Origin of the sequence: Kribbella sp. CA-253562, assembly GCF_050942265.1 — a bacterium.
In the GTDB taxonomy this organism is placed as follows: domain Bacteria; phylum Actinomycetota; class Actinomycetes; order Propionibacteriales; family Kribbellaceae; genus Kribbella.
In genome coordinates this window covers 7488007-7509643 of sequence record NZ_CP192049.1, presented here as the reverse complement: position 1 = coordinate 7509643, position 21637 = coordinate 7488007, and the positions used below count along the sequence as shown (strand labels likewise).

The window sequence follows — 21637 nt, the reverse complement described above, 5'->3', positions numbered from 1 at the left end:
GACCGGCATGTGCGGCGCTGACTCTGCGGGTGTGGTAGTTGTCACATCAGGAACCCCATGATCGTCGGGGTGGGCATCGACGTGGTGGACGTCGAGCGGTTCATGAAGACGCTTCTGCGGACCCCCGGACTGCGGGACCGGGTCTTCACCCCGGCCGAGGCGGTCCGGCCGCCGGCCTCGCTCGCGGCCCGGTTCGCGGCCAAGGAGGCGCTGGCCAAGGCGCTCGGTGCCCCGGCCGGGATGCAGTGGCACGACGCGGAGGTCCGCAGTGACGACAGCGGCCGCCCGTGGCTGGAGATCACCGGCACGGTCGCGGCCAAGGCGTCCGAGCTGGGAGTCCAGAGTCTGCACCTGTCGCTGAGCCACGACGCGGGCATCGCGTCGGCGGTCGTCGTTCTCGAAGGCTGAGCCGGTTCGTTTCTGGGAGGTTTGCCATGCGTCGCGCGCACACCGTCGAGCAGGTCCGGGCGGCCGAGGCCGAGTTGATGGCCCGGTTGCCCGACGGCACGCTGATGCAGCGGGCCGCGACCGGCCTGGCTGTTGCTATCGGCAACTTCATCGGGCGCACGTACGGCGCCCGCGTGGTGCTGCTGGTCGGCTCCGGTGACAACGGCGGCGACGCCTTGTACGCCGGGGAGAAGCTGGCCCGGCGCGGTGCCCAGGTGATCGCCGTCCTGCTGTCGGACAAGGTCCACCCGGGCGGACTCGCCGCGTTGCGGATCGCCGGCGGCCGGGTCGGCGGGCCCGAGGAGATCGCCGGTGCCGATGTCGTGGTGGACGGGATCGTCGGGATCGGCGGCCGGCCAGGGTTGAAGCCGGAAGCGCTGGAGGCGGTACGCCTGGCCGAGCAGTACGGCGTACCGGTGGTGGCCGTGGACACTCCGTCGGGGGTGGACGTCGACAGCGGCGAGACGCCGGACGAGCACGTCCGGGCGGCGTTGACCGTCACGTTCGGCACGCACAAGATCTGTCACTTCGTCGACCCGGCCGCGGAGGCGTGCGGTCCGGTGCATTTGGTCGACATCGGTCTCGATCTGCCGCCTGCCGCGGTCGAGGTGCTGCAGGCGTCCGACGTGCGGGCGCTCTACCCGGTGCCGCGCGGGGAGTCGGACAAGTACTCGCGCGGGGTGCTCGGGATGATGGCGGGCTCGGCGCAGTTCCCCGGCGCCGCGGTGATCGCGACCGCGGGGGCGCTGGCCGGTCCGATCGGGATGCTGCGGTACGTCGGTCCGGAGCCGGTGGCGGAGGCGGTGCGTGCGGCGCATCCGGAGATCGTCGTGGGTGAGGGACGGGTGCAGGCCTGGGCGGTGGGGTCGGGGCTGGGGTCCGAGCTGGACGTCGAGAAGGTGCGGGACCTGCTGGATTCGGAGGAGCCGATCGTTCTGGACGCGGACGGGGTGAAGGCCCTGGACGACTCCGGTGATCACGTGAACGTGCTGATCACGCCGCATGCGGGGGAGTTGAGTCGGCTGCTGCACGTCGACCGCGCGACGGTCGAGGCGGAGCGGTTGAAGCATGCGCGGCTGGCGGCGGAACGGTTCGACGTGACTGTGCTGCTCAAGGGCTCCACCACCGTCGTCGCCGCTCCCGACGGGCGCACCCGGGTCAACACCAATGCCACGCCGTGGCTGGCCACCGCCGGCTCCGGCGACGTACTGGCCGGCCTGTGCGGCGCGTTGCTCGCGGCAGGGCTGGATCCGTTGGATGCGGGGAGCGTCGGTGCCTACTTGCACGCGGCGGCCGCGCGATTGGCCTCGTCGGCGGGGCCGATCACGGCGATGGCGATCGCCGGCGCCCTGCCCGCGGCCACCCGGCAGATCCTGGCGGAAGAGGAGTAAAACGCCGACCACTGTTGCGGGGGCGAGCCTGGGCGGATAGGACGGACTGTGTTGCTTTCCCACCGCCCTGGGAGTCCCCGTGAAGCGTCTTGGTGTTCTGTTCGCCGTTGTCGCGTTGCTCCTCGCGGGGTTGCCCGCGACGGCTCGAGCCGAAACCACGCCGTACGTCGCCGACCGGGCGACCAAGATCGACGTGATGGGGGAGTGGGCGCACCCTGACGACGACACCAGCATCATCGGGCCGTGCGGGGTGTGGCATCAGCGGTACGGCGTGAAGTGCGGCGTGATCATGGTGACGCGCGGTGAGGGCGGCGGGAACGCGGTCGGGACCGAGCTGGGTCCGGAGCTCGGGCTGCGGCGGGAGAACGAGGACCGGGTCGCGCACTACCGCTCGGGCACCGTGGACATCTTCAACCTCGACCGGATCGACTTCTTCTACAACCAGAGCGCCCCGCTGACGCAGTACTTCTGGGACGAGGAGGAGACGCTGCGCCGGGTGACGCGGGTGATCCGCACGACCCAGCCGGAGATCTACATCGGCTTCACACCCACGCTCGCCGCGGGGCACGGCAACCACCAGCAGGCCGGCCGGCTGATCTGGGAAGGTGTGCTCGCCGCCGCCGATCCGACCAAGTTCCCCGAGCAGCTTCGCGGCAAGAACGCGTTGAGCACCTGGCAGGTGAAGAAGGTCTTCTCCGGCGGCAGCACCGCGGGCACCGGCGGTACGACGGCAGCCGCGAACTGCACCACCGGCTTCCGCCCGAACGGACCCGACACGGTCGCCGGCGTGTGGACCGGCTACGAGTCGCCGTACCAGTGGCCGGCCGGCAACGTCCAGGGGCAGCCGGCGGGATCGGCGAAGAGCTGGCAGCAGGTCGCGGACGAAGGGCGGGCGGCGTACCCGACGCAGAGCCGGGTGATGTACAAGGGCACGTCGGCGCCGGCCTGTCCGCGGTTCGCGATGACGCAGTCGTTCGTGCCGTTCCAGCCGAACGTGCGCGAGGACGGATCGCCCAACCCGGCCGCCGGTCGTGACGACGCGATCCTGTTCGGCGCGGCCGAACCCGACCCGGGCGGTCTGCCCGCGGGCACCCTGCAGTACCTGACCTTCTCGCGGTTCGCCAACGTCGCCGGCGAACCGTTCCAGGCCACCGTGCACCTGAAGGCCCCGCACGGAAAACTTGCCTCAGGCAACGTCAAGCTGACCGTGCCGCCCGGCTGGTCGGTCGACGGCCCACGGCCCGTGCCACGCCGGGCCGAAGCCGCGATCACCTTCACCGTCACGCCGTCGGCCACCGCGCCGGTCAACCAGCTCGCCAAGATCTCCGCCCGCTACACCACCGCGAAGGCCAGCGGCTACACCGACAACGTGGTCCGCATCGTGTCCGCCGCCGAAGGCCGGTTCCAGCGCTGGGGCAACTGGCAGGAGTACGACGAGTGGCTGGCCAAGACCGCCCCGCAGGCCGCTCGCCTCGGCCGTTCGCCGGCGATCCAGTCGATCGGCGCCGGCCGCACCCTCGACGTACCGGTCGTCGTGCACAACTGGTCGGCCGAGGCGCAGAGCGGCGCGGTGTCGTTGACCCTCCCGCCGAACTTCACCTCCGACGCGACCACCAAGTCGTACGCCGCTCTGGCGCCCGGCGCGGACACCACCGTCACGTTCAAGCTCACCAACACCGACACGACGCTGCCGGCGACGCAGAACGTCGAGATCCCGATCACGACCACGTTCACCGGCGGCTCCGGCAGCGAGACGCTGACCATGTCCGTCGTCCCGACCACCGCGATCGCGCAGACCTCCACCGCGCCTGTCGTCGACGGCAAGGCCGACCCCGCCGAGTACCCGGGCGCGACGCTCGACCTCGGCCGGATCTGGCAGGGCGCGTCCACCTGCACCGGCGTCGACGACTGCGGCGTCTCGCCGACCGGGGACGGCAGCACGGCGAAGGTCAGCCGGTCCGGTGACGCGCTCTACTTCTTCGTGCACGTCCGCGACGACTACCAGTCGTACGCCGTCACGCCGGCCGAGTGCGTCGGCCACTGGCAGGCCGACTCGGTCGAGATCCTGCTCGACCCCCGCGGTACGGCGTCGCAGGTGCTGATGGACACGGCCAACACGTTCAAGCTCGGCATCTTCCCGTTCAGCAACGACGCCGCGAACGGCAACGGGCCGTGCTGGTCGCGCGACGCCGACAACCACCAGGGCTACTCCAGCGGTGCGCTGGACACCGGCAACGCGCCGGGCGTCCAGGTCGCGTCGACGGCGCGCTGGGTCGGCAGCAACGAGACCACCGTGCCGCACGCCTACACCGGTTACGACCTCGAGGTGAAGATCCCGCTCGCGACGCTGCCGGCCGCCGTCGACCCGGCGAACCTCGGGCTGAACATCACGCCGTACGACAACGACGACACCTCGGCGCCGGGCACGACCACCCTGCGGCACATCGACCAGAGCACCCGGCTCGGCTGGTCTGCGCTCGGTTCGGTCCAGTCCGACCCGTACCGCTGGGGCAAGGCGACGCTCCCGGGCTACACCCCGCCCGCGGACCGTCCGACGACCCCGGCGCCGCCGGACGTCTCGAACCCGAACCTGAACGGCGCGCTCTCGCCGCAGACGATCGCCCAGTCGGCCCGCAACCACGTGCCGATCTCCGGTCGCGTCCCCACCGACGACCTCGAGATCCTGTCCGCCGGACTGCGGCCGGGCGCGCTCGACCTCGTCACGCGGGCCGACGGTCCTGGTACGGCGCGGCTGTTCCTCACCAGGGGTGAGCTGGCGGCGATCCCGGTCTGGAAGACCAGCTGTACCGACAACCCGCCGCCGGACTACGGCCTCAGCGCCTGTGCCGTGACGACGGCGGGATCCCGCCGTGGGCGCCGGACATGAGCGGTCACGTGGTCAAGCAGTCTTCGCGTGAGTTGGTGCGGGGGGTGCAGCGCTGGTCGGTGCCGTTGACCGCGGCTGAGCAGACGCGGCTGCGGGACAACGGTCGCCTGCTGCTGTCCTACGAGACTCCGCAAGACGAGGTGCAGGCCTTCGACGTGAAGCTCGAGAAGCGGTGAACCGCCGAGCGCGACCGGCGCCCGGCGGGTGATTCAGCCGGCCGCCTTGAAGTCCAGGCCGTCGTTGGCCGGCGTCCGGAGCCGCAGCTTGTCGGCGTCGAGGGTGTAGGTGACCTCGCCGTTCAGCGTGGCCAGGACGGTCTTCTCCAGCTCGGCCGCCGGGCCGGAGCAGGCGCGGCGGGTGGTCCCGAGCTCGCCGAAGGTCAGCTTGTCGCTGGTCCGCGCGACGACGCCCTGCAGCTCGTTGCAACTGGTCGATCCGGTGACGCGGTCGCCGTTGAACGTGAGGTGGGCGCCGCCGTTGCCCGGCGTCGAGACGGTCTCTCCACGGACGACGCTCTCGAGGATCCATTTCGTCCCGTCGAGCGCGACATCGGGCTGCGCGGTCTCGCGGTCCTGCAACTGGAGAACCGTGCCGCCCGAGGTGATCGTGAGCTTGTCGGCTTCGGCCTTCCAGTGCGGGGTGCTCTGCAGCAGCTCCACCAGCCAGGTGTCCTGCGCGTGGCGAGGCGCGTCGCAGCCCATCTCGGTGACGGCCAGGTCGTCGACCTTCAGCTTGCCGTCGCCGGTCGCCGCCTTGCCGCCCATCGAGTTGCAGCCGGCGTTGGCGGACAGCGTGCCGTCGTCCTTGAACTCCAGTCTGATCCGGGTGTTCGGTGCGAGCTTTTTCGGCGCACCGTTCTCGGTCACGGCGGTCGACAGGTAGGTCTTGCCGCCCAGCTCACTCGATCCGCCTGCGCTCGATCCGCCCGCGCTCGAACCGCCCGCGCCCGGTTCGCCGCCGCAACCGGCGAGCGCGACCAGGCCGGCGGCCACTACCAGCATCGATGTCCTCACACCCTACGGACGCCGGTGAGCCCGACGGCGTTGCAGTTCGTCAGGCCGGGTTTTCGAGATGGCCGGCCAGGACGTCGGCGGCGCGCTCGACGTCCGCCGTACTGGTGGACAGGTGGAACGACAGCCGCAGGCGGCCGGCCCGGACCGCGGCGACGATGCCTGCGTCGGCCATCAGTTGGGAGACCTTGTCGTCGGCGACGGCGGAGACGATCGCGGACGCGCGGGCCGGGCGGTCGAGGCCGACGGCGTCGCGGAACGCGGTGGCCAGGGTGGTGTTGTGGCGGCACAGGGCGTCGGTGCCGACGTCGCGGAGCAGTTCGAGCGCCGGAGCGGCGGCGATCCAGGAGTGCCAGGCAGGGGAGAGGTCGAAGCGGCGGGCGTCGGCGGCGAGACGTAGCGGGGAGCCGTAGATGCTGTCCCAGGGATCGGCGCCGGCGTACCAGTTGGCGTTGAGTGGGGTCAGCTCGTCGAGCAGTTCGGGCTGGACGGTGAGGAAGGCTGTGCCGCGCGGGGTGAGCATCCATTTGTAGCCGCCCGCGACGGTGAACGCGTACTGCGAAGCGTCGACCGGCAGCCACCCCGCCGCCTGGGTCGTGTCAAGCAGCACCCGTACGCCGGTCGCGCGCAGGGCGTCGAGGTCGGCGACCCGGCCGTCGGCGGACTGCACGGCCGAGACCGCGACCAGGTCGGTCGTCGGGCGCACCTCGTTCGCCAGGTCGTCGAGCGGGACCTCGCGGACCCGGTGCCCGAGCGCGAAGAACGGGAAGGTCAGGCTGGTGAACTCGCCTTCCGCGACCAGCACCTCGGACCGGGCGGGCAGCGACTGCGCGATCAGCCCGACGAAGCCCGACACCTGGCTGCCGCAGGCGATGAGCGTCGGGTCGACGGTCACCAGCTCGCCGTACGCCGAGCGGGCGCGGTTGAGCGGTTCGTCGTACTGCTGGGGGTCGGCGGTTCCGTTCTGCCAGTCGGTCAGGGCTGCCTGGAGGGCCTCGCGGCTGCGCTTCGGTGGCAGGCCGAGCGTGGCGGTGTTGAGGTAGACGACGGTCGGGTCGAACTGGGTGCGGGCTTCGTCGATGGTGAGCACGTCTTCATCGTGCTGGCTGCGTGGGTTCCAACAGAAGTCCGATCTGCTCGGAGCGGCTCCAAGCTAGCCTTTGAACCATGGATGCCCGCCGGCTGCTGATCTTCCGCGAGGTCGCGCGCCTCGGGTCGCTCTCCCAGGGGGCGACCGCGCTCGGCTGGACCCAGCCCGCCGTCAGCCAGCACGTCCAGCGCCTCGAACGGGACGTCGGCCTTCCGCTCGTCCTCCGCTCACCCCGAGGCATCACCCTCACCGAAGCCGGCACCAAACTCCTGGCCCACGCCGACGCCCTCGCCGCCCGCCTGGCCGCCGCGGAGTCGGACCTGCAGGACCTCGCCGACCTCCGCTCCGGCTCACTCACCCTCGTCGCCTTCCCGTCCGCCGCCGCGGTCCTGGTCCCACCCGTCCTCGCGGCCCTGCCCGACACGCTCGATCTCCGCCTGACGGAAGCCGAGCCGCCCGAAGCCCGCCAGCAGGTCCTCGCAGGCGAAGCCGCCCTCGCGTTGGTGTTCGAGCACAGCTCGACACCCTCCGCCCACGAGGGGCGCGGCGCCGCCGCCCGCTCCTCCGGCTCCTCCGGCCCCGCCGCCTCCGGCCCCGCCGCCTCCGCTGCCCGCGCCTCCGCCGCTCGCGCCTCCGCCGCTCGCGCCTCCGCCGCCCGCGGCTCCGCCGCCGCCGCCGGCGGAGTCGTCGCCCGGCCCCCTTCCTCTTCCTCAATCCCCGCCCGCGCCGCAGGCGCGGGCGGGGATTTGGTGGAGGTTGTGCTGTTCGAGGAGGAGTTGAAGGCGGTGGTTGCCGAGGGGCATCGGCTGGCTGGGCGGAAGCGCGTTGGGCTGGAGGAGCTGGCTCAGGAACGGTGGATCGCCGGGTGTCCTCGGTGTGAGGCTCATCTGCTGAGCGCAACCGCGGAGGCCGGTTTCGCACCCGACATCCGGCACCGCACCGACGACTACGTGGTGGTCCAGCGACTGGTCGCCGAAGGGTTGGCGGTGAGCTTGCTCCCGCAGCTCGCCGTGACCGCCGCACCGAATCCCCGCGTCCGTGTGCTGCCGGTGCGAACGGCGCCGACCCGACGGGTCAGCGTGATCCTGCGCACCGAGCTGGCCGGCCACCCAGCGGTGGCGGCTGCAGTCGAGCAGTTCCGGCTTTGTAAAGTGCCAGCGTGACCGGGCTGGTGATCTTCGACAACGACGGCGTACTGGTGGACTCCGAGCGGCTGGCCAACACGATTCTGGCCGAACTCCTCACCGAGGCCGGACTGCCGTACACGTTCGAGGAGACCGTGCGCGACTTCATGGGCGGCAGCATGGTGTCGATGCGGCAGAAGGCCGAGGCGCGACTCGGGCGTGCGCTGCCGGCCGACCTGGAGGACCGCTACCACCAGCGCCTGTTCGACGGCTTCGCGAACCTCCAGGCGATCGAGGGCGTCGCGGCCGTGCTCGACCACCTCGACGCCGCCGGTACGCCGTACTGCCTGGCCTCCTCGGGCACGCACCGGCGGATCCACACCGCGCTGACCGCGGTCGGGTTCTGGGACCGGTTCGAGGGCCGGATCTACAGCGCCGAGGACGTCGCACACGGCAAGCCCGCGCCCGACCTGTTCCTGCATGCCGCGAGCACGCTCGGCGTGAAGCCGGCCGACTGCGTCGTGGTCGAGGACAGCCCGCTCGGGGTCGCCGCGGCCAACGCCGCCGGGATGACGGTGTTCGGCTACGCGGCGATGACCGACCCGGCGAAACTGGCCTCGGCGGACGCGATCTTCCACCAGATGACCGCCCTCCCGGCCCTCATCGAGGCTGCCTGAGACACTGGTAGGGCTATGGCTGAGTCTGTGGAGACCTCGATGACGCGTGCCGAGGCGGTGGTCGATCTCGCCGCGATCCGGCACAACGTCGCCACGCTGCGTGCCCGGCTGAGTTCGGCCGAGCTGATGACAGTGGTGAAGGCCGATGCCTACGGCCACGGCATGGTGCCGGTGGCGCGGGCGGCCCGGCAGGCCGGCGCCGACTGGATCGGTGCGGCCGTGCTGGAGGAGGCGCTGGAGCTGCGCGCCGCGGGTGACAACGGCCCGATCTTCTGCTGGCTGACCACGCCGGGTGAGCCGCTGGCCGACGCGATCGCCAACGACATCGACCTGTCCGCCGGCGCGCCCTGGGAGATCGACGAGATCGCCGCGGGTGTCACCGAGCGGCCGGCCCGCGTGCACCTGAAGATCGACACCGGGATGAGCCGCGGCGGCGCGGTCCCGGAGGAGTGGCCGACGCTGATCCGCGCGGCGCTCGAGGCGCAGAAGACCGGCCGGGTGGTGATCACCGGCATCTGGTCGCACCTGGCCAGCGCCGACGAGCCGAAGAGCCCGGCGAACGAGGCGCAGGTCGAGACCTTCAACGCCGCGATCGACGTGGCCGAGTCGTTCGGCATCGACCCCGGCTTCAAGCACCTGGCGAACTCGGCCGGCACGCTCGCGCTGCCCGAGACGCACTTCGACCTGGTCCGGCCCGGCATCGCGACGTACGGGCTGTCGCCGTTCGGTCACGCGCTCCCGTCGGCCGAGCTCGGCCTGCGCCCGGCGATGACGCTGAAGGCGCGGCTGGCGATGGTGAAGCGAGTGCCGACCGGCGCCGGCGTCTCGTACGGACTGACCTGGACGGCGCCGCGGCCGTCGACGCTCGGCCTGATCCCGATCGGGTACGGCGACGGCCTGCCCCGGCACGCCTCGAACGGCGGCCCGGTCCAGGCGCGCGGTGAGCGGCGTACGGTCGTCGGCCGGATCTGCATGGACCAATGCGTGGTGAACCTCGAGGACGACGAGGCCGCGGCCGGTGACGAGGTCGTGCTGTTCGGACCAGGCACCGACGGCGAACCGACCGCCGACGACTGGGCCGACGCGGCCGGCACGATCAACTACGAGATCGTCACCCGGCTCGGTCCGCGCATTCCCCGTAGGTACATCAACGAGGAGACCGGCTGATGTCAAAGGCATCACGCACCGCCGGCCTGATCGGCGCGGCGGTCGGAGTGCTGGCCGCGGGTGCGGCGGCCGGGGTCGCGGTCGAGCGGCAGGTGATCGGGCGCAGGTCCAGCCAGCGCGCGCAACTGGAGGCCGAGCCGTTCGGTTCGCTGCGCGGGACGCCGCACGTGTTCACCGCCGACGACGGCCTCGAGCTGTACGTCGAAGTGGACGAGCTGAAGCGGTCCCGGCGGCCGGAGCCGCAGCGCCGCCGGTTGCGCAAGCAGGCCCCCGTACCGGAGGACCTGACGCTGATCTTCGCGCACGGCTACGGGCTGAACATGGACTGCTGGCACTTCGAGCGCCGCGACCTGGCCGGGATCGGCACGATGGTCTTCTACGACCAGCGCTCGCACGGCCGGTCCGGGCGGTCGCCGAAGGAGAACGTCAGCATCGACCAGCTCGGCCGCGACCTGTACGGGATCCTGCAGAAGTTCGCGCCGAGCGGGCCGGTGATCCTGATCGGGCACTCGATGGGCGGCATGTCGATCATGGCGCTGGCCGAGCAGCACCCGGAGCTGTTCGGCGACCGGGTGATCGGCGTCGGGCTGTGCTCGACCAGCGCGGGCGGGCTGGACCGGGTGCCGATCGCGCTGCCCGGCCGGATCGGGATGATGGTCCGCACGCTGGCGACCCCGACCGTCGCGGCACTGGCCCGGATCCCGGACGTGGTCGAACGCAGCCGCAAGGCCGGCACCGACATCAGCTACCTGCTGACCCGGAAGTACTCGTTCGGCTCCGAGGTGCCGCCGGCCTTCACCGAGTTCGTCAACGAGATGATCGCCGCGACGCCGATCTCGGTGATCGCGGAGTTCTACCCGATCTTCGCGCTGCACGACAAAACCGGTGCGCTGGAGCCGTTGCAGAAGGTGGAGTGCGTGGTGATCGGCGGCGACAACGACCACCTGACGCCGTTCGAGCACAGCGAGGAGATCGTCCGGCACGTGCCCGGCGCGGAGCTGGTCGAGGTCCGCAACTGCGGGCACCTCGGGCTGATCGAGCACCACCGTGAGTTCACCGCCGCCCTGCTCGGCATGATCGAGCGGGCCGAACAATCCTTGGGACACAGATGACCGACCTGCACGTGGTGGACGCCACGGCCGAGCACGTGGACGAGATCGTCACCGTGATCCATCACGCGTTCTCCAACCGGCGCACGCTGCACCCCCCGTCGACCGCGCTGACGGAGAACGCGACGACGGTCGGCGCGGCCGTCGCGGCGTACGGCGGGCTGCTGGCGCGGATCGATGGGGAGCCGGCCGGCGCGATGCTGTTCAACGTCGCCGGTGATGTGCTCGAGCTGCGACGCGTGTCGGTGAACCCGCGCTTCCAGGGGCGCGGGGTCGCGTCCGCGATGGTCGGGTGCGCGGAGGAAGCCGCCCGGCGCCGTGGGCTCGGCCGGGTGCGGCTGGTGGCGCGGGTCGAACTGCCGGAGACCTTGGAGTTCTGGCGGCGCCGGGGCTACTCGATCGTCGCGCAGGAAGGGCAGAACCTGATCCACGCGAAGGCGATGCCGATCGAGCTCGTCGTCCCGACGGCCGAGGAGATGCGGGCGATCGCGGAGGAGCTAGCGGGTCAGCTGCGGGCCGGTGACGTGCTGGTGCTGTCGGGTGATCTGGGGGCCGGCAAGACGACGTTCACGCAGGGACTCGGTGCCGGTTTGAAGGTCCGGGGTGACATCACGTCGCCGACCTTCGTCATCTCCCGCGTGCACCCGTCGCTGGTCGGCGGGCCGGCGCTGGTGCACGTCGACGCGTACCGGATCGGCGGCATCGCCGAGCTCGACGACCTGGACCTCGACGCGTCGCTCGAGGACGCGGTCACGGTGGTCGAGTGGGGTCACGGCCTGGCCGAGACCCTCGCGCCGGACCGGCTCGACCTCACGATCACCCGGGGCGACGACGACGTCGACGAGACCCGGAACCTGCGGATCAGCCCGGTCGGGGCGCGGTGGGCGGCCTCCGGCCTCCGTCTCACCGCCGCCCACACGACGGACGTCCAGGCGGCGGTCACCGCACAGCGTTCTGAGGGGAACTGACGTGTTGCTTGCCTTTGACACCTCCAGCGCGGCGGTGACGGTCGCTCTCGCCGACCCGGTGTCGGGAAACGTCCTCGGATCGTCGACGACGGTGGATGCCTTGCGGCACGGGGAACTGCTGGCGCCCGCGATCGCCGAGGTGCTGGCCACGGCCGGCGTCGGGGTGAAGGACCTGACGAGGATCGCGGTCGGGACCGGGCCGGGACCGTTCACCGGCCTGCGGGTCGGGCTGGTGACGGCGCGCACGATGGCCGACGTGCTCGGGATCGAGGTGGTCGGCGTGTGCAGCCTCGACATCCTGGCCAAGCAGTCGAGTCTCGCGCTGCCGGTCGCCGTCGCGACCGATGCCCGGCGCAAGGAGATCTACTGGGCCTTGTACGACGGGCCTGCGGCGGATGGGAGCCGGCGCCGGCTGGAGGGACCGGCGGTCGACAAGCCCGCCGATGTCGCTCATGTGCTGGCCGGGTTGCCGGTGATCGGGCGGGGTGCGGTGCTGTACGGGGAGGTGCTCGGGGCCACGGCGACTGGCGCTTCGGCCGGCTCGGCGGCCGGGACGATCGGTGACGAGCCGGAGCTCGTCGAGTACCCGTCGGCCGAGGTGCTCGCCACGGGTGTCGTGACCGGGACCTTGCAGGTCACGGCCCCGGACCCGCTCTACCTGCGCCGCCCCGACGTGACCATGTCGGGCGGCCCGAAAAGCGTGCTGCCGAAGTGAACATCCGCCCCGCCGTACCGTCCGACCAGCCGGCCGTCGTCACCCTCGATGCCGCCTGTTTCCCCAAGGACGCCTGGAGCGAACGGTCCTGGGCCGACGAGTTCGCCCGGTCGGACCGCCGGCTCCTCGTGGCCGAGGCCCCGACCGCCCGGGCCGGAGCCGTCGCGCCCGTGGCGAACGCACCGACCGCCGGGGCCGGACGTCTTGCGGGATTTGTCGTGCTGCTGGTCCCGGCCGATCAGGACGACCCGGTGGATCTGCTCCGGATCGCCGTCGACCCGGCCGACCGGCGTACCGGCGTGGGCCGCGGGTTGCTCACCGCCGCACTCGACCAGCACCCCGGCCGCACCGTCCTACTGGAAGTTGCTGCTAGCAACGAAGCCGCGATCGGCCTGTACGCCGGCTTCGGCTTCGTGGAGATCAGCCGGCGGCGTGGCTACTACGCCGGCGGCGAGGACGCCGTCATCATGCGACGCGCAGGAGAAACCGAATGAGTGAGAACGAGCCGCTGATCCTCGGCATCGAGACGTCCTGCGACGAGACCGGCGTCGGTCTGGTCCGCGGGCACACGTTGCTCGCCGACGCGATCGCGTCCAGTGTCGACGAGCACGCGCGCTTCGGCGGCGTCGTACCGGAGGTCGCCAGCCGGGCGCATCTGGAGGCGATGGTGCCGACCATTCGCCGCGCCTGCGAGACCGCCGGGGTGAAGCCGTCCGACGTCGACGCGATCGCCGTCACCAGCGGTCCCGGCCTGGCCGGCGCGCTGCTGGTCGGCGTGGCCGCCGCGAAGGGCCTCGCGCTCTCCCTCGACAAACCCCTGTACGGCGTGAACCACCTGGCCGCGCACGTCGCCGTCGACACCCTCGAGCACGGTGAACTGCCGAAGGGCGCGATCGCGATGCTGGTCTCCGGCGGGCACTCGTCACTGCTCGCGGTCGAGGACATCACCGAGGGCGTCGAGCCGATGGGCAGCACGATCGACGACGCGGCCGGCGAGGCGTTCGACAAGGTCGCGCGGGTGCTCGGGCTGCCGTTCCCCGGAGGTCCCTATGTCGACAAGGCGGCACGGGACGGCGGCGACCGCGCGTACGTGACGTTCCCGCGCGGGCTGACCAGCCAGCGCGACCTGGAGCGGCACCGCTTCGACTTCTCCTTCTCCGGTTTGAAGACCGCGGTCGCCCGCTGGGTCGAGGCGAAGCGGCGCGACGGCGAGGACGTTCCGGTGAACCACGTCGCGGCCGCGTTCCAGGAGGCGGTCTGCGACGTGCTGACCCGCAAGGCGATCGACGCGTGCAAGGACCGTGGCTACGAGCACCTGCTGATCGGCGGTGGCGTCGCGGCGAACTCGCGGCTTCGGCAGATGGCCGAGGAGCGGTGCGCGGCGGCGGGCATCGCCGTCCGGGTGCCGCGGCCCGGGTTGTGCACGGACAACGGCGCGATGGTCGCCGCGCTCGGGTCGGAGCTGGTCCGGGCCGGCAAGACGCCGTCGCCGCTGGGTCTGCCGGCCGACTCGTCGATGCCGATCACGACGGTGCTGAACTGATGCGCTGGACCTCGGGTGAGTTCGTCGCCGACGACGACACCGCGCGGATCGACGTCGACGTGGTGCACGGCTACCTGCGGACGTCGTACTGGTCGCCGGGGATTCCGCGGGAGGTGGTGCGGAAGGCGATCGAGGGCAGTCTCTGCATCGGGGTCTACGCGGCGGACGGGACACAGGTCGGTTTTGCGCGGGCGGTGACCGACCGGGCGACGTTCGCGTGGATCGCGGACGTGTTCGTGCTGGACGAGTACCGCGGGCACGGGCTCGGGCGGTTCGTGGTGTCGACCTTGCTGGAGCACCCGGAATTGCGCGGACTGCGCCGGACGATGCTCGCCACCGCCGACGCGCACACGCTCTACCAGTCCTACGGTTTCACCCCGCTGGACAAGCCGGACGTGTTCCTGCACATCGCCCGCGACCCCAAGGCCCTTTACCAGTGAGCGTTCCCGGCATCGATCTGCTCGCGGCGCCGAAGGGTGCTCGCGACTTGATCCTGCTCGCGCACGGCGGCATGGAGAACTCGACCGCCGCTCCGCACAGCTGGCGGCCGCCGATCCTGCGGATGTGGCCGTTCGCCGCGGCCGCCCGGGCGGCGGCTCCCGGCGCCGCGATCGGCCTGATGCGCTACCGCTACCAGGGCTGGAACGACACCGCCGCGGATCCGGCCGCCGACCTGCGCACGGTGCTCGACCGGATCGGCGCGCGGTTCGATCGCGCCGTGCTGGTCGGTCACTCGATGGGCGGCCGCGCAGTGGTTGCTGCAGGCAATCATCCGCTGGTGGCCGGCGTACTCGGTCTCGCGCCGTGGCTGCCCGCGGGCGAACCCGTGGTCCGCCTGCGCGGCCCGGTCGCCTTCGCCCACGGCACCGCCGACCGGATCACCTCGCCGGCCGCCACCGCGTCGTACGCGCGCCGGTTGCGGGCCGACGGAGTCCCCGTCGCGTTGCTGACCCTGGACGGCGAGAAGCACGCGATGCTGCACCGGGCCCCCGACTGGAACGAGATCGTCCGGCGCTTCGTCGCGCACGCCGTGACGCCGGGGGAGTGCCCGCTGATCACGACCGCCGACCGGTCCGACCCCGTGCCCACTCGGCGTCCCGGCGACGCCGCGCCGGCCGCCGTCGCCGAGATAGCACTCAGCCGCCTCCGGCTCCGGGTGGTCGACCGCCTCTAGGGCGTGAGCTTCGCGAAGAGCTCCCGCTGGAGGTTGTAGTACTCGTCGTCCGAGTCGTTGCCGCCGAACGTCGTCACCTCGGCGCGTAGCCGGTGCCTGATCAGCTGGACGAGCGTCTCGTCGTCCATCGGCTCCGCCGTCCCGCCCTCGTCGTCGTACCAGCTGCACGCCACGTAGCGCCCGGTGCAATCGAGCCAGCAACCGCGCTGCCTGCTCGACCTCCGCCGGGCTGTCCAGATCCAGCCAGCGTCCGGGCACCAACGGCCACACGCTGACCGGCCGGCCGTTCACTCTGGCGCCGCTAGCCGCCGTGAGCGGTGCGACGGCCTCGTCGACCCCGGCCTGGCGTGCCCGCTGGGCGAGGTGGTGGCACCACTCCATGACGTCCGTGCCACGTCCCACCGGTCCGAGGCGCACCACCACGCCGCCGACCCGGTACGCCGCGGACTCCTCGCCGCCGGTGAGGCGCTCGACGGTGTCTACCGGGATCCTCCACTCGCTCCGCACCGTGGTGGCGACCTCGGCGGTCCAGGGGATCTCGACGTAGCTCACGGGCCCAGCATCACGGCCGACCGGGGCACCGGTCAGCGGTTCGCCAGGGCGACGACGTGCTCCAGCTGCGGCAGGCCGTGCTCGACCTCCGGGTCAGGGAACAGCCCGACGTGGTGAACACCGGCGCCCTGCAGCGCGTCGAGATGCGCCGCGGCGTCGTCGAGCGTGCCGATCGGCCCGATCTCCTGCCACCAGTCGACCGGCATGCTGACCAGCCCGTCCACACCGGACTCGTCGTACCGGCGGACGAGGTCGTCGTAGAAGGGCAGCGGCGGCAGCGCCGGGTTCTTCTGGTCGAGCTGTGCCGCCAGCCAGGGCGCACTCCACTCGTACGCCGTCTTGCGGTCGTCGCGCACGCAGAGCGCGCTGAACGTCGCGACCACGAATCCCTCCGGTGATCCGGCCTGCTCGACCGCCTGCCGCACGTACGACGGCGACGCCGGTTCGGCGAGCACGATCCCGCCGCCGACCCGCCCGGCCAGCGCGAGCGACTTCGGCCCACGGACCCCGAGCAGGATCGGCGGCACGTCGGCCGGGGGAGCGTCGAGCTTCACCTGGTCGAGTACGACGTACTTGCCGTTCATCGACACGTTCTCCCCGGCGAGCAGGCGGGTGACGGCGAGTGTGACCTCCTCCAGCGCGGTCAGCGGCGACTTCGGCCGGACCCCCATCTGGCCCATCCACTCCTGCACGCCGTGGCCGATGCCCGGCACGAAACGGCCGGGCGCGAGCGCGCAGAGCGTCGCGATCTCCATCGCCGTGACGGCCGCCGTACGGACCACGGCCGGCAGGATGCCGAGACCGACTGTCAGCCGCTCGGTGACGCTCAACGCGGCCGCGGACAGCGTCGGGCCGGCCGTGTAGAAGCAGTCCTCGATGATCCACAGCTCGTCCGCGCCCCCGGCCTCGAGGCGGCGGGCGACGTCGGTCACCAGGCCGGCGGGCCAGGTCCGGGGGAAGCACATTCCGAGTGAACTCATACCGAGAACGTAAAGGTCTGCGCCGACAGTCGGGCGGGCAGGCGTACGAGACCTGTTGGCGGGTAGGTTCGGGACATGGCCCGTCCGCACTACTCCTCCCGGCTGGAGGACTGGTTCAATCTCGGGATCGGCACGCTCCTGCGCCGGCGCGGCTGGCGGGAGCGGATCATCCCGCACGTCGGCTACGGCAACGCCGAGTACACCCGGGTGCTCGCCCGGGTGGTGCTGAGCCGCGACCCGCGCAACCAGCCCCGGTACGACGAGGACCAGGTGGTGCGGGGCTGGCGGGTGTTCGTCACCGCGCCGGCCACCAAGGTGAAGGTGTCGGTCACGGTGGCCGGGCAGACCTTCGAGGCGCTCACCGACCGGGGCGGCTTCGTCGACCTGGCCGTGCCGGTGGTGCTGCCGCCGGGCTGGCACGAGATCAGCCTGGGCGTGCGCGGCGAGCGGCAGGCCCGCGGCAAGGTGGTCGTGCCCGACCCGGGCGCAACCTTCGGCCTGGTCAGCGACATCGACGACACGGTGATGCTGACGATGCTGCCGCGGCCGTTGATCGCCGCGTGGAACACGTTCGTCCGCGACGAGTCGGCGCGCCGCGTCGTACCGGGCATGGCAGAGATGTACGCCGAGCTCCTGGCCGACCAGCCGGGTGCGCCGATCTTCTATCTGTCGACCGGCGCCTGGAACACCGCGCCGACCCTGACCCGCTTCCTCGCCCGGCACGGCTACCCGGCGGGACCGCTGCTGATGACCGACTGGGGGCCGACCAACACCGGCTGGTTCCGCAGCGGGCAGGAGCACAAGCGGACGGCGCTGCGCCGGCTGGCCAAGGAGTTCCCGTCGGTCCGCTGGGTCCTGGTCGGCGACGACGGACAGCACGACCCCCAGCTGTACGGCGACTTCGCGCAGACGCATCCCGAGCACGTCCGGGCGATCGGCATCCGCCAGCTGACTCCGGCCGAGCAGGTGCTGTCGCACGGTCTGCCGGTCCCCAACCCGGACCCCGGCGCTCATGACCCGCAGCGCCCGACCGCCGCGACCGTGCACGGCCCGGACGGGCACGCGCTGGTGGCGCAGTTGCGCGCCGTACTGTCGCGGCCGGAGGCGATGTAGCCACACCCGGGGGACGCTCCGCGGTCGCGCCTGGCAGGCTTGTGCTGTTCCGACGTACCCGAGGAGAGAACCGACTGTGACCGACAGCGCAAGCCGCACGCAGGTGCTCGACGACCTGGACAGCCGCGGCCTGATCGCGCACTCGACCGATCCCGACGCCCTGCGCGCCTCGATGGCCGAAGGACCGATCACCTCGTACGTCGGTTTCGACCCGACCGCGCCCAGCCTGCACATGGGCAACCTGCTGCAGCTGCTCACACTGCGCCGGCTCCAGCTGGCCGGGCACAACCCGATCGGGCTGGTCGGCGGCGCCACCGGATTGATCGGCGACCCGAAGGAGAGCTCCGAGCGGGTGCTGAACCCGAAGGACGTCGTCCAGCAGTGGGTGGAGCGGGTCCGCGGCCAGGTGGAGCGCTTCCTGGACTTCGACACCTCGCTGCCGAACCCGGCGCGGATGGTGAACAACTACGACTGGACCAAGGACCTCAACACCCTCGACTTCCTCCGCGACATCGGCAAGCACTTCCCGGTGAACCGGATGCTCGGCCGGGAGGTGGTGAAGGCCCGGCTGGAGCAGGGGATCAGCTACACGGAGTTCAGCTACGTACTGCTGCAGTCGCTGGACTACTTGGAGCTCTACCGGCGGTACGGGTGCACGTTGCAGACCGGTGGCAGTGACCAGTGGGGCAACCTGACCGCCGGCGTCGAGCTGATCCGGCGGACCGAGTCGGGCAAGGCGCACGCGCTGGCGACTCCGCTGGTGACGAAGGCCGACGGGACCAAGTTTGGCAAGACGGAGTCGGGGACCGTGTGGCTGGATCGGGAGCTGACGTCGCCGTACGCGTTCTACCAGTTCTGGTTCAACACCGACGACCGTGACGTGATGCAGCTGGTGCGCTACTACACGTTCCGGAGCGCGGACGAGATCGCGGAGCTGGAGAAGGCGACCGCTGACCGGCCGCATGCACGGGAAGCGCAGCGAGTGCTGGCGGAGGACGTGACGACGCTGGTCCACGGAGCGGCCGACACGGCGCACGTGCAGCTGGCGGCGAAGGCGCTGTTCGGGCAGTCGGACCTGCGGGAGCTCAACGCGGAGACGCTGGTGGCTGCGCTCAAGGAGGCGCCGCACACGGAGGTATCCGCCGCGGCCATGCCGACGGTGGCAGATCTGCTGGTGCAGACCGGCCTGGTGGCGAGCAAGTCAGCGGCGCGCAGGACGGTGTCCGAAGGTGGCGCGTACCTGAACAACGAGAAGGTCAGCGACGCCGAGTACGTGCCGACGACCGACGACCTGCTGCCCGGCAGCGCGTTGGTGTTGCGGCGCGGGAAGCGTTCGTTCGCAGGGGTTCTGGCCGGCTGACGTATCCCACGAGGTCGATGCCGGAGGCAAATTACACCGTTGTGATGCTGCCCACCGGACGCCGATTTGACCGGCTACCTCGAGGCCACGTACTGTTCTTCTTGTTGGAGCGAGGCGCGGGACGCGAAAGCGGCCGGTCGCTCCGAACCCCCCAAAGCTAACGCAGCCGGAACGTGTCTTCGGACTCGGGTCGGCGCCTCTGGCGCGGGGTGACGGTCAGAAAAAATCGGGTCTTGACTCGGTGGATCTGGTCCGGTAGAGTAACGCAGGTTGCCCCGGAGTCCTGGCTGAGAGGCTGAGGACGCGGTGTGCGCCCGATTCTTGAGAACTCAACAGCGTGCCGAAAGTCAATGCCGAAATTTAGCATTAACCCCCATTCACGGGTCATCTTTTTGATTTCGTGATTGGATTCCTTTGTAATTTTTCTGGATTCAAGTCAGTTTGATTTGTTTCTGATTGCAATGGATCGTTTTTCGTTTGTCTGTTCTCCGCAATCTTCGGGTTGTGGTGGATATATAGATTTCAACGGAGAGTTTGATCCTGGCTCAGGACGAACGCTGGCGGCGTGCTTAACACATGCAAGTCGAGCGGTAAGGCCCCTTCGGGGGTACACGAGCGGCGAACGGGTGAGTAACACGTGAGCAACCTACCCTCAACTTCGGGATAAGCCTCGGAAACGGGGTCTAATACCGGATATCACTTCGAACTTCATGGTTTGGGGTTGAAAGTTCTGGCGGTTGGGGATGGGCTCGCGGCCTATCAGCTTGTTGGTGGGGTAATGGCCTACCAAGGCGTCGACGGGTAGCCGGCCTGAGAGGGCGACCGGCCACACTGGGACTGAGACACGGCCCAGACTCCTACGGGAGGCAGCAGTGGGGAATATTGCGCAATGGGCGAAAGCCTGACGCAGCAACGCCGCGTGAGGGATGACGGCCTTCGGGTTGTAAACCTCTTTCAGCAGGGACGAAGCGAGAGTGACGGTACCTGCAGAAGAAGGACCGGCCAACTACGTGCCAGCAGCCGCGGTAATACGTAGGGTCCGAGCGTTGTCCGGAATTATTGGGCGTAAAGGGCTCGTAGGCGGTTCGTCACGTCGGGAGTGAAAACTCGGAGCTTAACTCCGAGCCTGCTTCCGATACGGGCAGACTAGAGGTAGGCAGGGGAGAGCGGAACTCCTGGTGTAGCGGTGGAATGCGCAGATATCAGGAAGAACACCGGTGGCGAAGGCGGCTCTCTGGGCCTTACCTGACGCTGAGGAGCGAAAGCGTGGGTAGCGAACAGGATTAGATACCCTGGTAGTCCACGCCGTAAACGTTGGGCGCTAGGTGTGGGGGACATTCCACGTCCTCCGTGCCGCAGCTAACGCATTAAGCGCCCCGCCTGGGGAGTACGGCCGCAAGGCTAAAACTCAAAGGAATTGACGGGGGCCCGCACAAGCGGCGGAGCATGCGGATTAATTCGATGCAACGCGAAGAACCTTACCTGGGTTTGACATATAGGGAAATCCTCCAGAGATGGGGGGTCCGTAAGGGTCCTATACAGGTGGTGCATGGCTGTCGTCAGCTCGTGTCGTGAGATGTTGGGTTAAGTCCCGCAACGAGCGCAACCCTCGTCCTATGTTGCCAGCACGTTATGGTGGGGACTCATAGGAGACTGCCGGGGTCAACTCGGAGGAAGGTGGGGATGACGTCAAGTCATCATGCCCCTTATGTCCAGGGCTTCACGCATGCTACAATGGCCGGTACAAAGGGCTGCGAAACTGCAAAGTGGAGCGAATCCCAAAAAGCCGGTCTCAGTTCGGATTGGGGTCTGCAACTCGACCCCATGAAGTCGGAGTCGCTAGTAATCGCAGATCAGCAACGCTGCGGTGAATACGTTCCCGGGCCTTGTACACACCGCCCGTCACGTCATGAAAGTCGGCAACACCCGAAGCCGGTGGCCTAACCCTTGTGGAGGGAGCCGTCGAAGGTGGGGCTGGCGATTAGGACGAAGTCGTAACAAGGTAGCCGTACCGGAAGGTGCGGCTGGATCACCTCCTTTCTAAGGAGCATTGACGCCGGCTCTTAGGAGTCCGGTGTCTACTCGTCGTTTCCTGGACGTCCGTTCCAGGGCGATGATGCTTCGGAATGTGGAACATTGACCATTAGGCCAGGATCTCGTCTGATCGACTTAGTACTGCCCGCTTTGGTGGGCGTGGAACAGGAGTGAGGACGGGTGAAAGGCCGAGGCGCGCTGTTGGGTCCTGAGGAATCGGGCCGCCCCTGGTGACAGGGATGGTTTGGTTTCTTGAGGCCGCTTCCACATTGAATCTTTGCGGATTTGGTGTGGGG

Annotated in this window: 20 protein-coding genes, 1 rRNA gene and 1 pseudogene; 17 read left to right on the top strand and 5 right to left on the bottom strand. The window is 70.0% G+C overall.

The genetic code is table 11. The annotated features are described in order from the left end of the window. Positions 1-57 precede the first annotated feature (57 nt). From ACQPXM_RS35550 to ACQPXM_RS35535, 4 genes are all read left to right on the top strand, one after another. Positions 58-408, top strand: a complete 351-nt coding sequence (locus ACQPXM_RS35550; protein ID WP_432942344.1) for a holo-ACP synthase — start codon at positions 58-60, stop codon at positions 406-408. Positions 409-434: 26 nt separating this feature from the next. Next, complete coding sequence (locus ACQPXM_RS35545; RefSeq protein WP_432942342.1) at positions 435-1838, top strand: NAD(P)H-hydrate dehydratase; 1404 nt, start codon at positions 435-437, stop codon at positions 1836-1838. A gap of 79 nt (positions 1839-1917) precedes the next feature. Further along, entirely contained in the window at positions 1918-4725 is a 2808-nt protein-coding gene (locus ACQPXM_RS35540) for a PIG-L family deacetylase (RefSeq protein WP_432942340.1), read from the top strand. After that, positions 4722-4901 (top strand): hypothetical protein, encoded by a 180-nt coding sequence (locus ACQPXM_RS35535; RefSeq protein WP_432942338.1) that lies wholly within the window; start codon positions 4722-4724, stop codon positions 4899-4901. Before ACQPXM_RS35540 ends, ACQPXM_RS35535 begins: the two co-directional genes overlap by 4 nt. A 33-nt stretch (positions 4902-4934) precedes the next feature. Here ACQPXM_RS35535 and ACQPXM_RS35530 read toward each other — a convergent pair whose 3' ends face one another. After that, positions 4935-5726: an META domain-containing protein gene (locus ACQPXM_RS35530; protein ID WP_432942336.1), complete on the bottom strand. Its 792-nt coding sequence runs from the start codon at positions 5724-5726 to the stop codon at positions 4935-4937. A gap of 52 nt (positions 5727-5778) precedes the next feature. After that, positions 5779-6825: an aminotransferase class V-fold PLP-dependent enzyme gene (locus ACQPXM_RS35525; protein WP_432942334.1), complete on the bottom strand. Its 1047-nt coding sequence runs from the start codon at positions 6823-6825 to the stop codon at positions 5779-5781. Positions 6826-6902: 77 nt separating this feature from the next. Here ACQPXM_RS35525 and ACQPXM_RS35520 point away from each other — a divergent pair, with 77 nt between their 5' ends. From ACQPXM_RS35520 to ACQPXM_RS35475, 10 genes are read left to right on the top strand one after another with little or no spacing between them, the layout of a single operon-like run. After that, positions 6903-7988: a LysR family transcriptional regulator gene (locus ACQPXM_RS35520; RefSeq protein WP_432942332.1), complete on the top strand. Its 1086-nt coding sequence runs from the start codon at positions 6903-6905 to the stop codon at positions 7986-7988. Continuing rightward, positions 7985-8626, top strand: a complete 642-nt coding sequence (locus ACQPXM_RS35515) for an HAD family hydrolase (protein WP_432942330.1) — start codon at positions 7985-7987, stop codon at positions 8624-8626. Before ACQPXM_RS35520 ends, ACQPXM_RS35515 begins: the two co-directional genes overlap by 4 nt. A gap of 15 nt (positions 8627-8641) precedes the next feature. Beyond that, a complete protein-coding gene (gene alr, locus ACQPXM_RS35510) occupies positions 8642-9793 on the top strand; it encodes an alanine racemase (protein ID WP_432942328.1) in 1152 nt (383 codons plus the stop codon). Then, positions 9793-10905 carry an alpha/beta fold hydrolase gene (locus ACQPXM_RS35505; protein WP_432942326.1) on the top strand — a complete coding sequence of 371 codons (1113 nt, stop codon included), beginning with the start codon at positions 9793-9795 and terminating at the stop codon, positions 10903-10905. Before alr ends, ACQPXM_RS35505 begins: the two co-directional genes overlap by 1 nt. After that, positions 10902-11870: a tRNA (adenosine(37)-N6)-threonylcarbamoyltransferase complex ATPase subunit type 1 TsaE gene (gene tsaE, locus ACQPXM_RS35500; protein ID WP_432942324.1), complete on the top strand. Its 969-nt coding sequence runs from the start codon at positions 10902-10904 to the stop codon at positions 11868-11870. Before ACQPXM_RS35505 ends, tsaE begins: the two co-directional genes overlap by 4 nt. Position 11871: 1 nt before the next feature. Continuing rightward, on the top strand, positions 11872-12585 hold the full coding sequence (tsaB, locus tag ACQPXM_RS35495; RefSeq protein WP_432942322.1) for a tRNA (adenosine(37)-N6)-threonylcarbamoyltransferase complex dimerization subunit type 1 TsaB: 714 nt from the start codon (positions 11872-11874) through the stop codon (positions 12583-12585). Next, entirely contained in the window at positions 12582-13079 is a 498-nt protein-coding gene (locus ACQPXM_RS35490) for a GNAT family N-acetyltransferase (RefSeq protein WP_432942320.1), read from the top strand. Before tsaB ends, ACQPXM_RS35490 begins: the two co-directional genes overlap by 4 nt. Further along, positions 13076-14128: a tRNA (adenosine(37)-N6)-threonylcarbamoyltransferase complex transferase subunit TsaD gene (gene tsaD / locus ACQPXM_RS35485; RefSeq protein ID WP_432942318.1), complete on the top strand. Its 1053-nt coding sequence runs from the start codon at positions 13076-13078 to the stop codon at positions 14126-14128. Before ACQPXM_RS35490 ends, tsaD begins: the two co-directional genes overlap by 4 nt. Beyond that, positions 14128-14568 (top strand): GNAT family N-acetyltransferase, encoded by a 441-nt coding sequence (locus tag ACQPXM_RS35480; protein WP_432942316.1) that lies wholly within the window; start codon positions 14128-14130, stop codon positions 14566-14568. The genes tsaD and ACQPXM_RS35480 overlap by 1 nt, the downstream gene beginning before the upstream one ends. Beyond that, positions 14565-15302: an alpha/beta hydrolase gene (locus ACQPXM_RS35475; RefSeq protein WP_432942314.1), complete on the top strand. Its 738-nt coding sequence runs from the start codon at positions 14565-14567 to the stop codon at positions 15300-15302. The genes ACQPXM_RS35480 and ACQPXM_RS35475 overlap by 4 nt, the downstream gene beginning before the upstream one ends. On the opposite strand, the gene ACQPXM_RS35470 is transcribed toward ACQPXM_RS35475, so the two are convergent. From ACQPXM_RS35470 to ACQPXM_RS35460, 3 genes and pseudogenes are all read right to left on the bottom strand, one after another. Then, positions 15299-15475: a hypothetical protein gene (locus ACQPXM_RS35470; protein ID WP_432942312.1), complete on the bottom strand. Its 177-nt coding sequence runs from the start codon at positions 15473-15475 to the stop codon at positions 15299-15301. The genes ACQPXM_RS35475 and ACQPXM_RS35470 overlap by 4 nt on opposite strands. Further along, a pseudogene (locus ACQPXM_RS35465) lies at positions 15420-15719 on the bottom strand (phosphotransferase); the annotation flags it as partial. The gene ACQPXM_RS35470 and the pseudogene ACQPXM_RS35465, both read right to left, overlap by 56 nt. Positions 15720-15886: 167 nt before the next feature. Further along, complete coding sequence (locus tag ACQPXM_RS35460) at positions 15887-16834, bottom strand: LLM class flavin-dependent oxidoreductase (RefSeq protein WP_432942310.1); 948 nt, start codon at positions 16832-16834, stop codon at positions 15887-15889. 75 nt (positions 16835-16909) lie between these two features. Here ACQPXM_RS35460 and ACQPXM_RS35455 point away from each other — a divergent pair, with 75 nt between their 5' ends. The 3 genes from ACQPXM_RS35455 (at position 16910) to ACQPXM_RS35445 (ending at position 21347) form a co-directional block, all read left to right on the top strand. Beyond that, complete coding sequence (locus tag ACQPXM_RS35455; protein WP_432942308.1) at positions 16910-17947, top strand: App1 family protein; 1038 nt, start codon at positions 16910-16912, stop codon at positions 17945-17947. Between the two features lie 76 nt (positions 17948-18023). Next, entirely contained in the window at positions 18024-19307 is a 1284-nt protein-coding gene (gene tyrS, locus ACQPXM_RS35450) for a tyrosine--tRNA ligase (protein WP_432942306.1), read from the top strand. 522 nt (positions 19308-19829) lie between these two features. Then, positions 19830-21347, top strand: a 16S ribosomal RNA gene (locus tag ACQPXM_RS35445). The last annotated feature ends 290 nt before the right edge of the window (positions 21348-21637 follow it).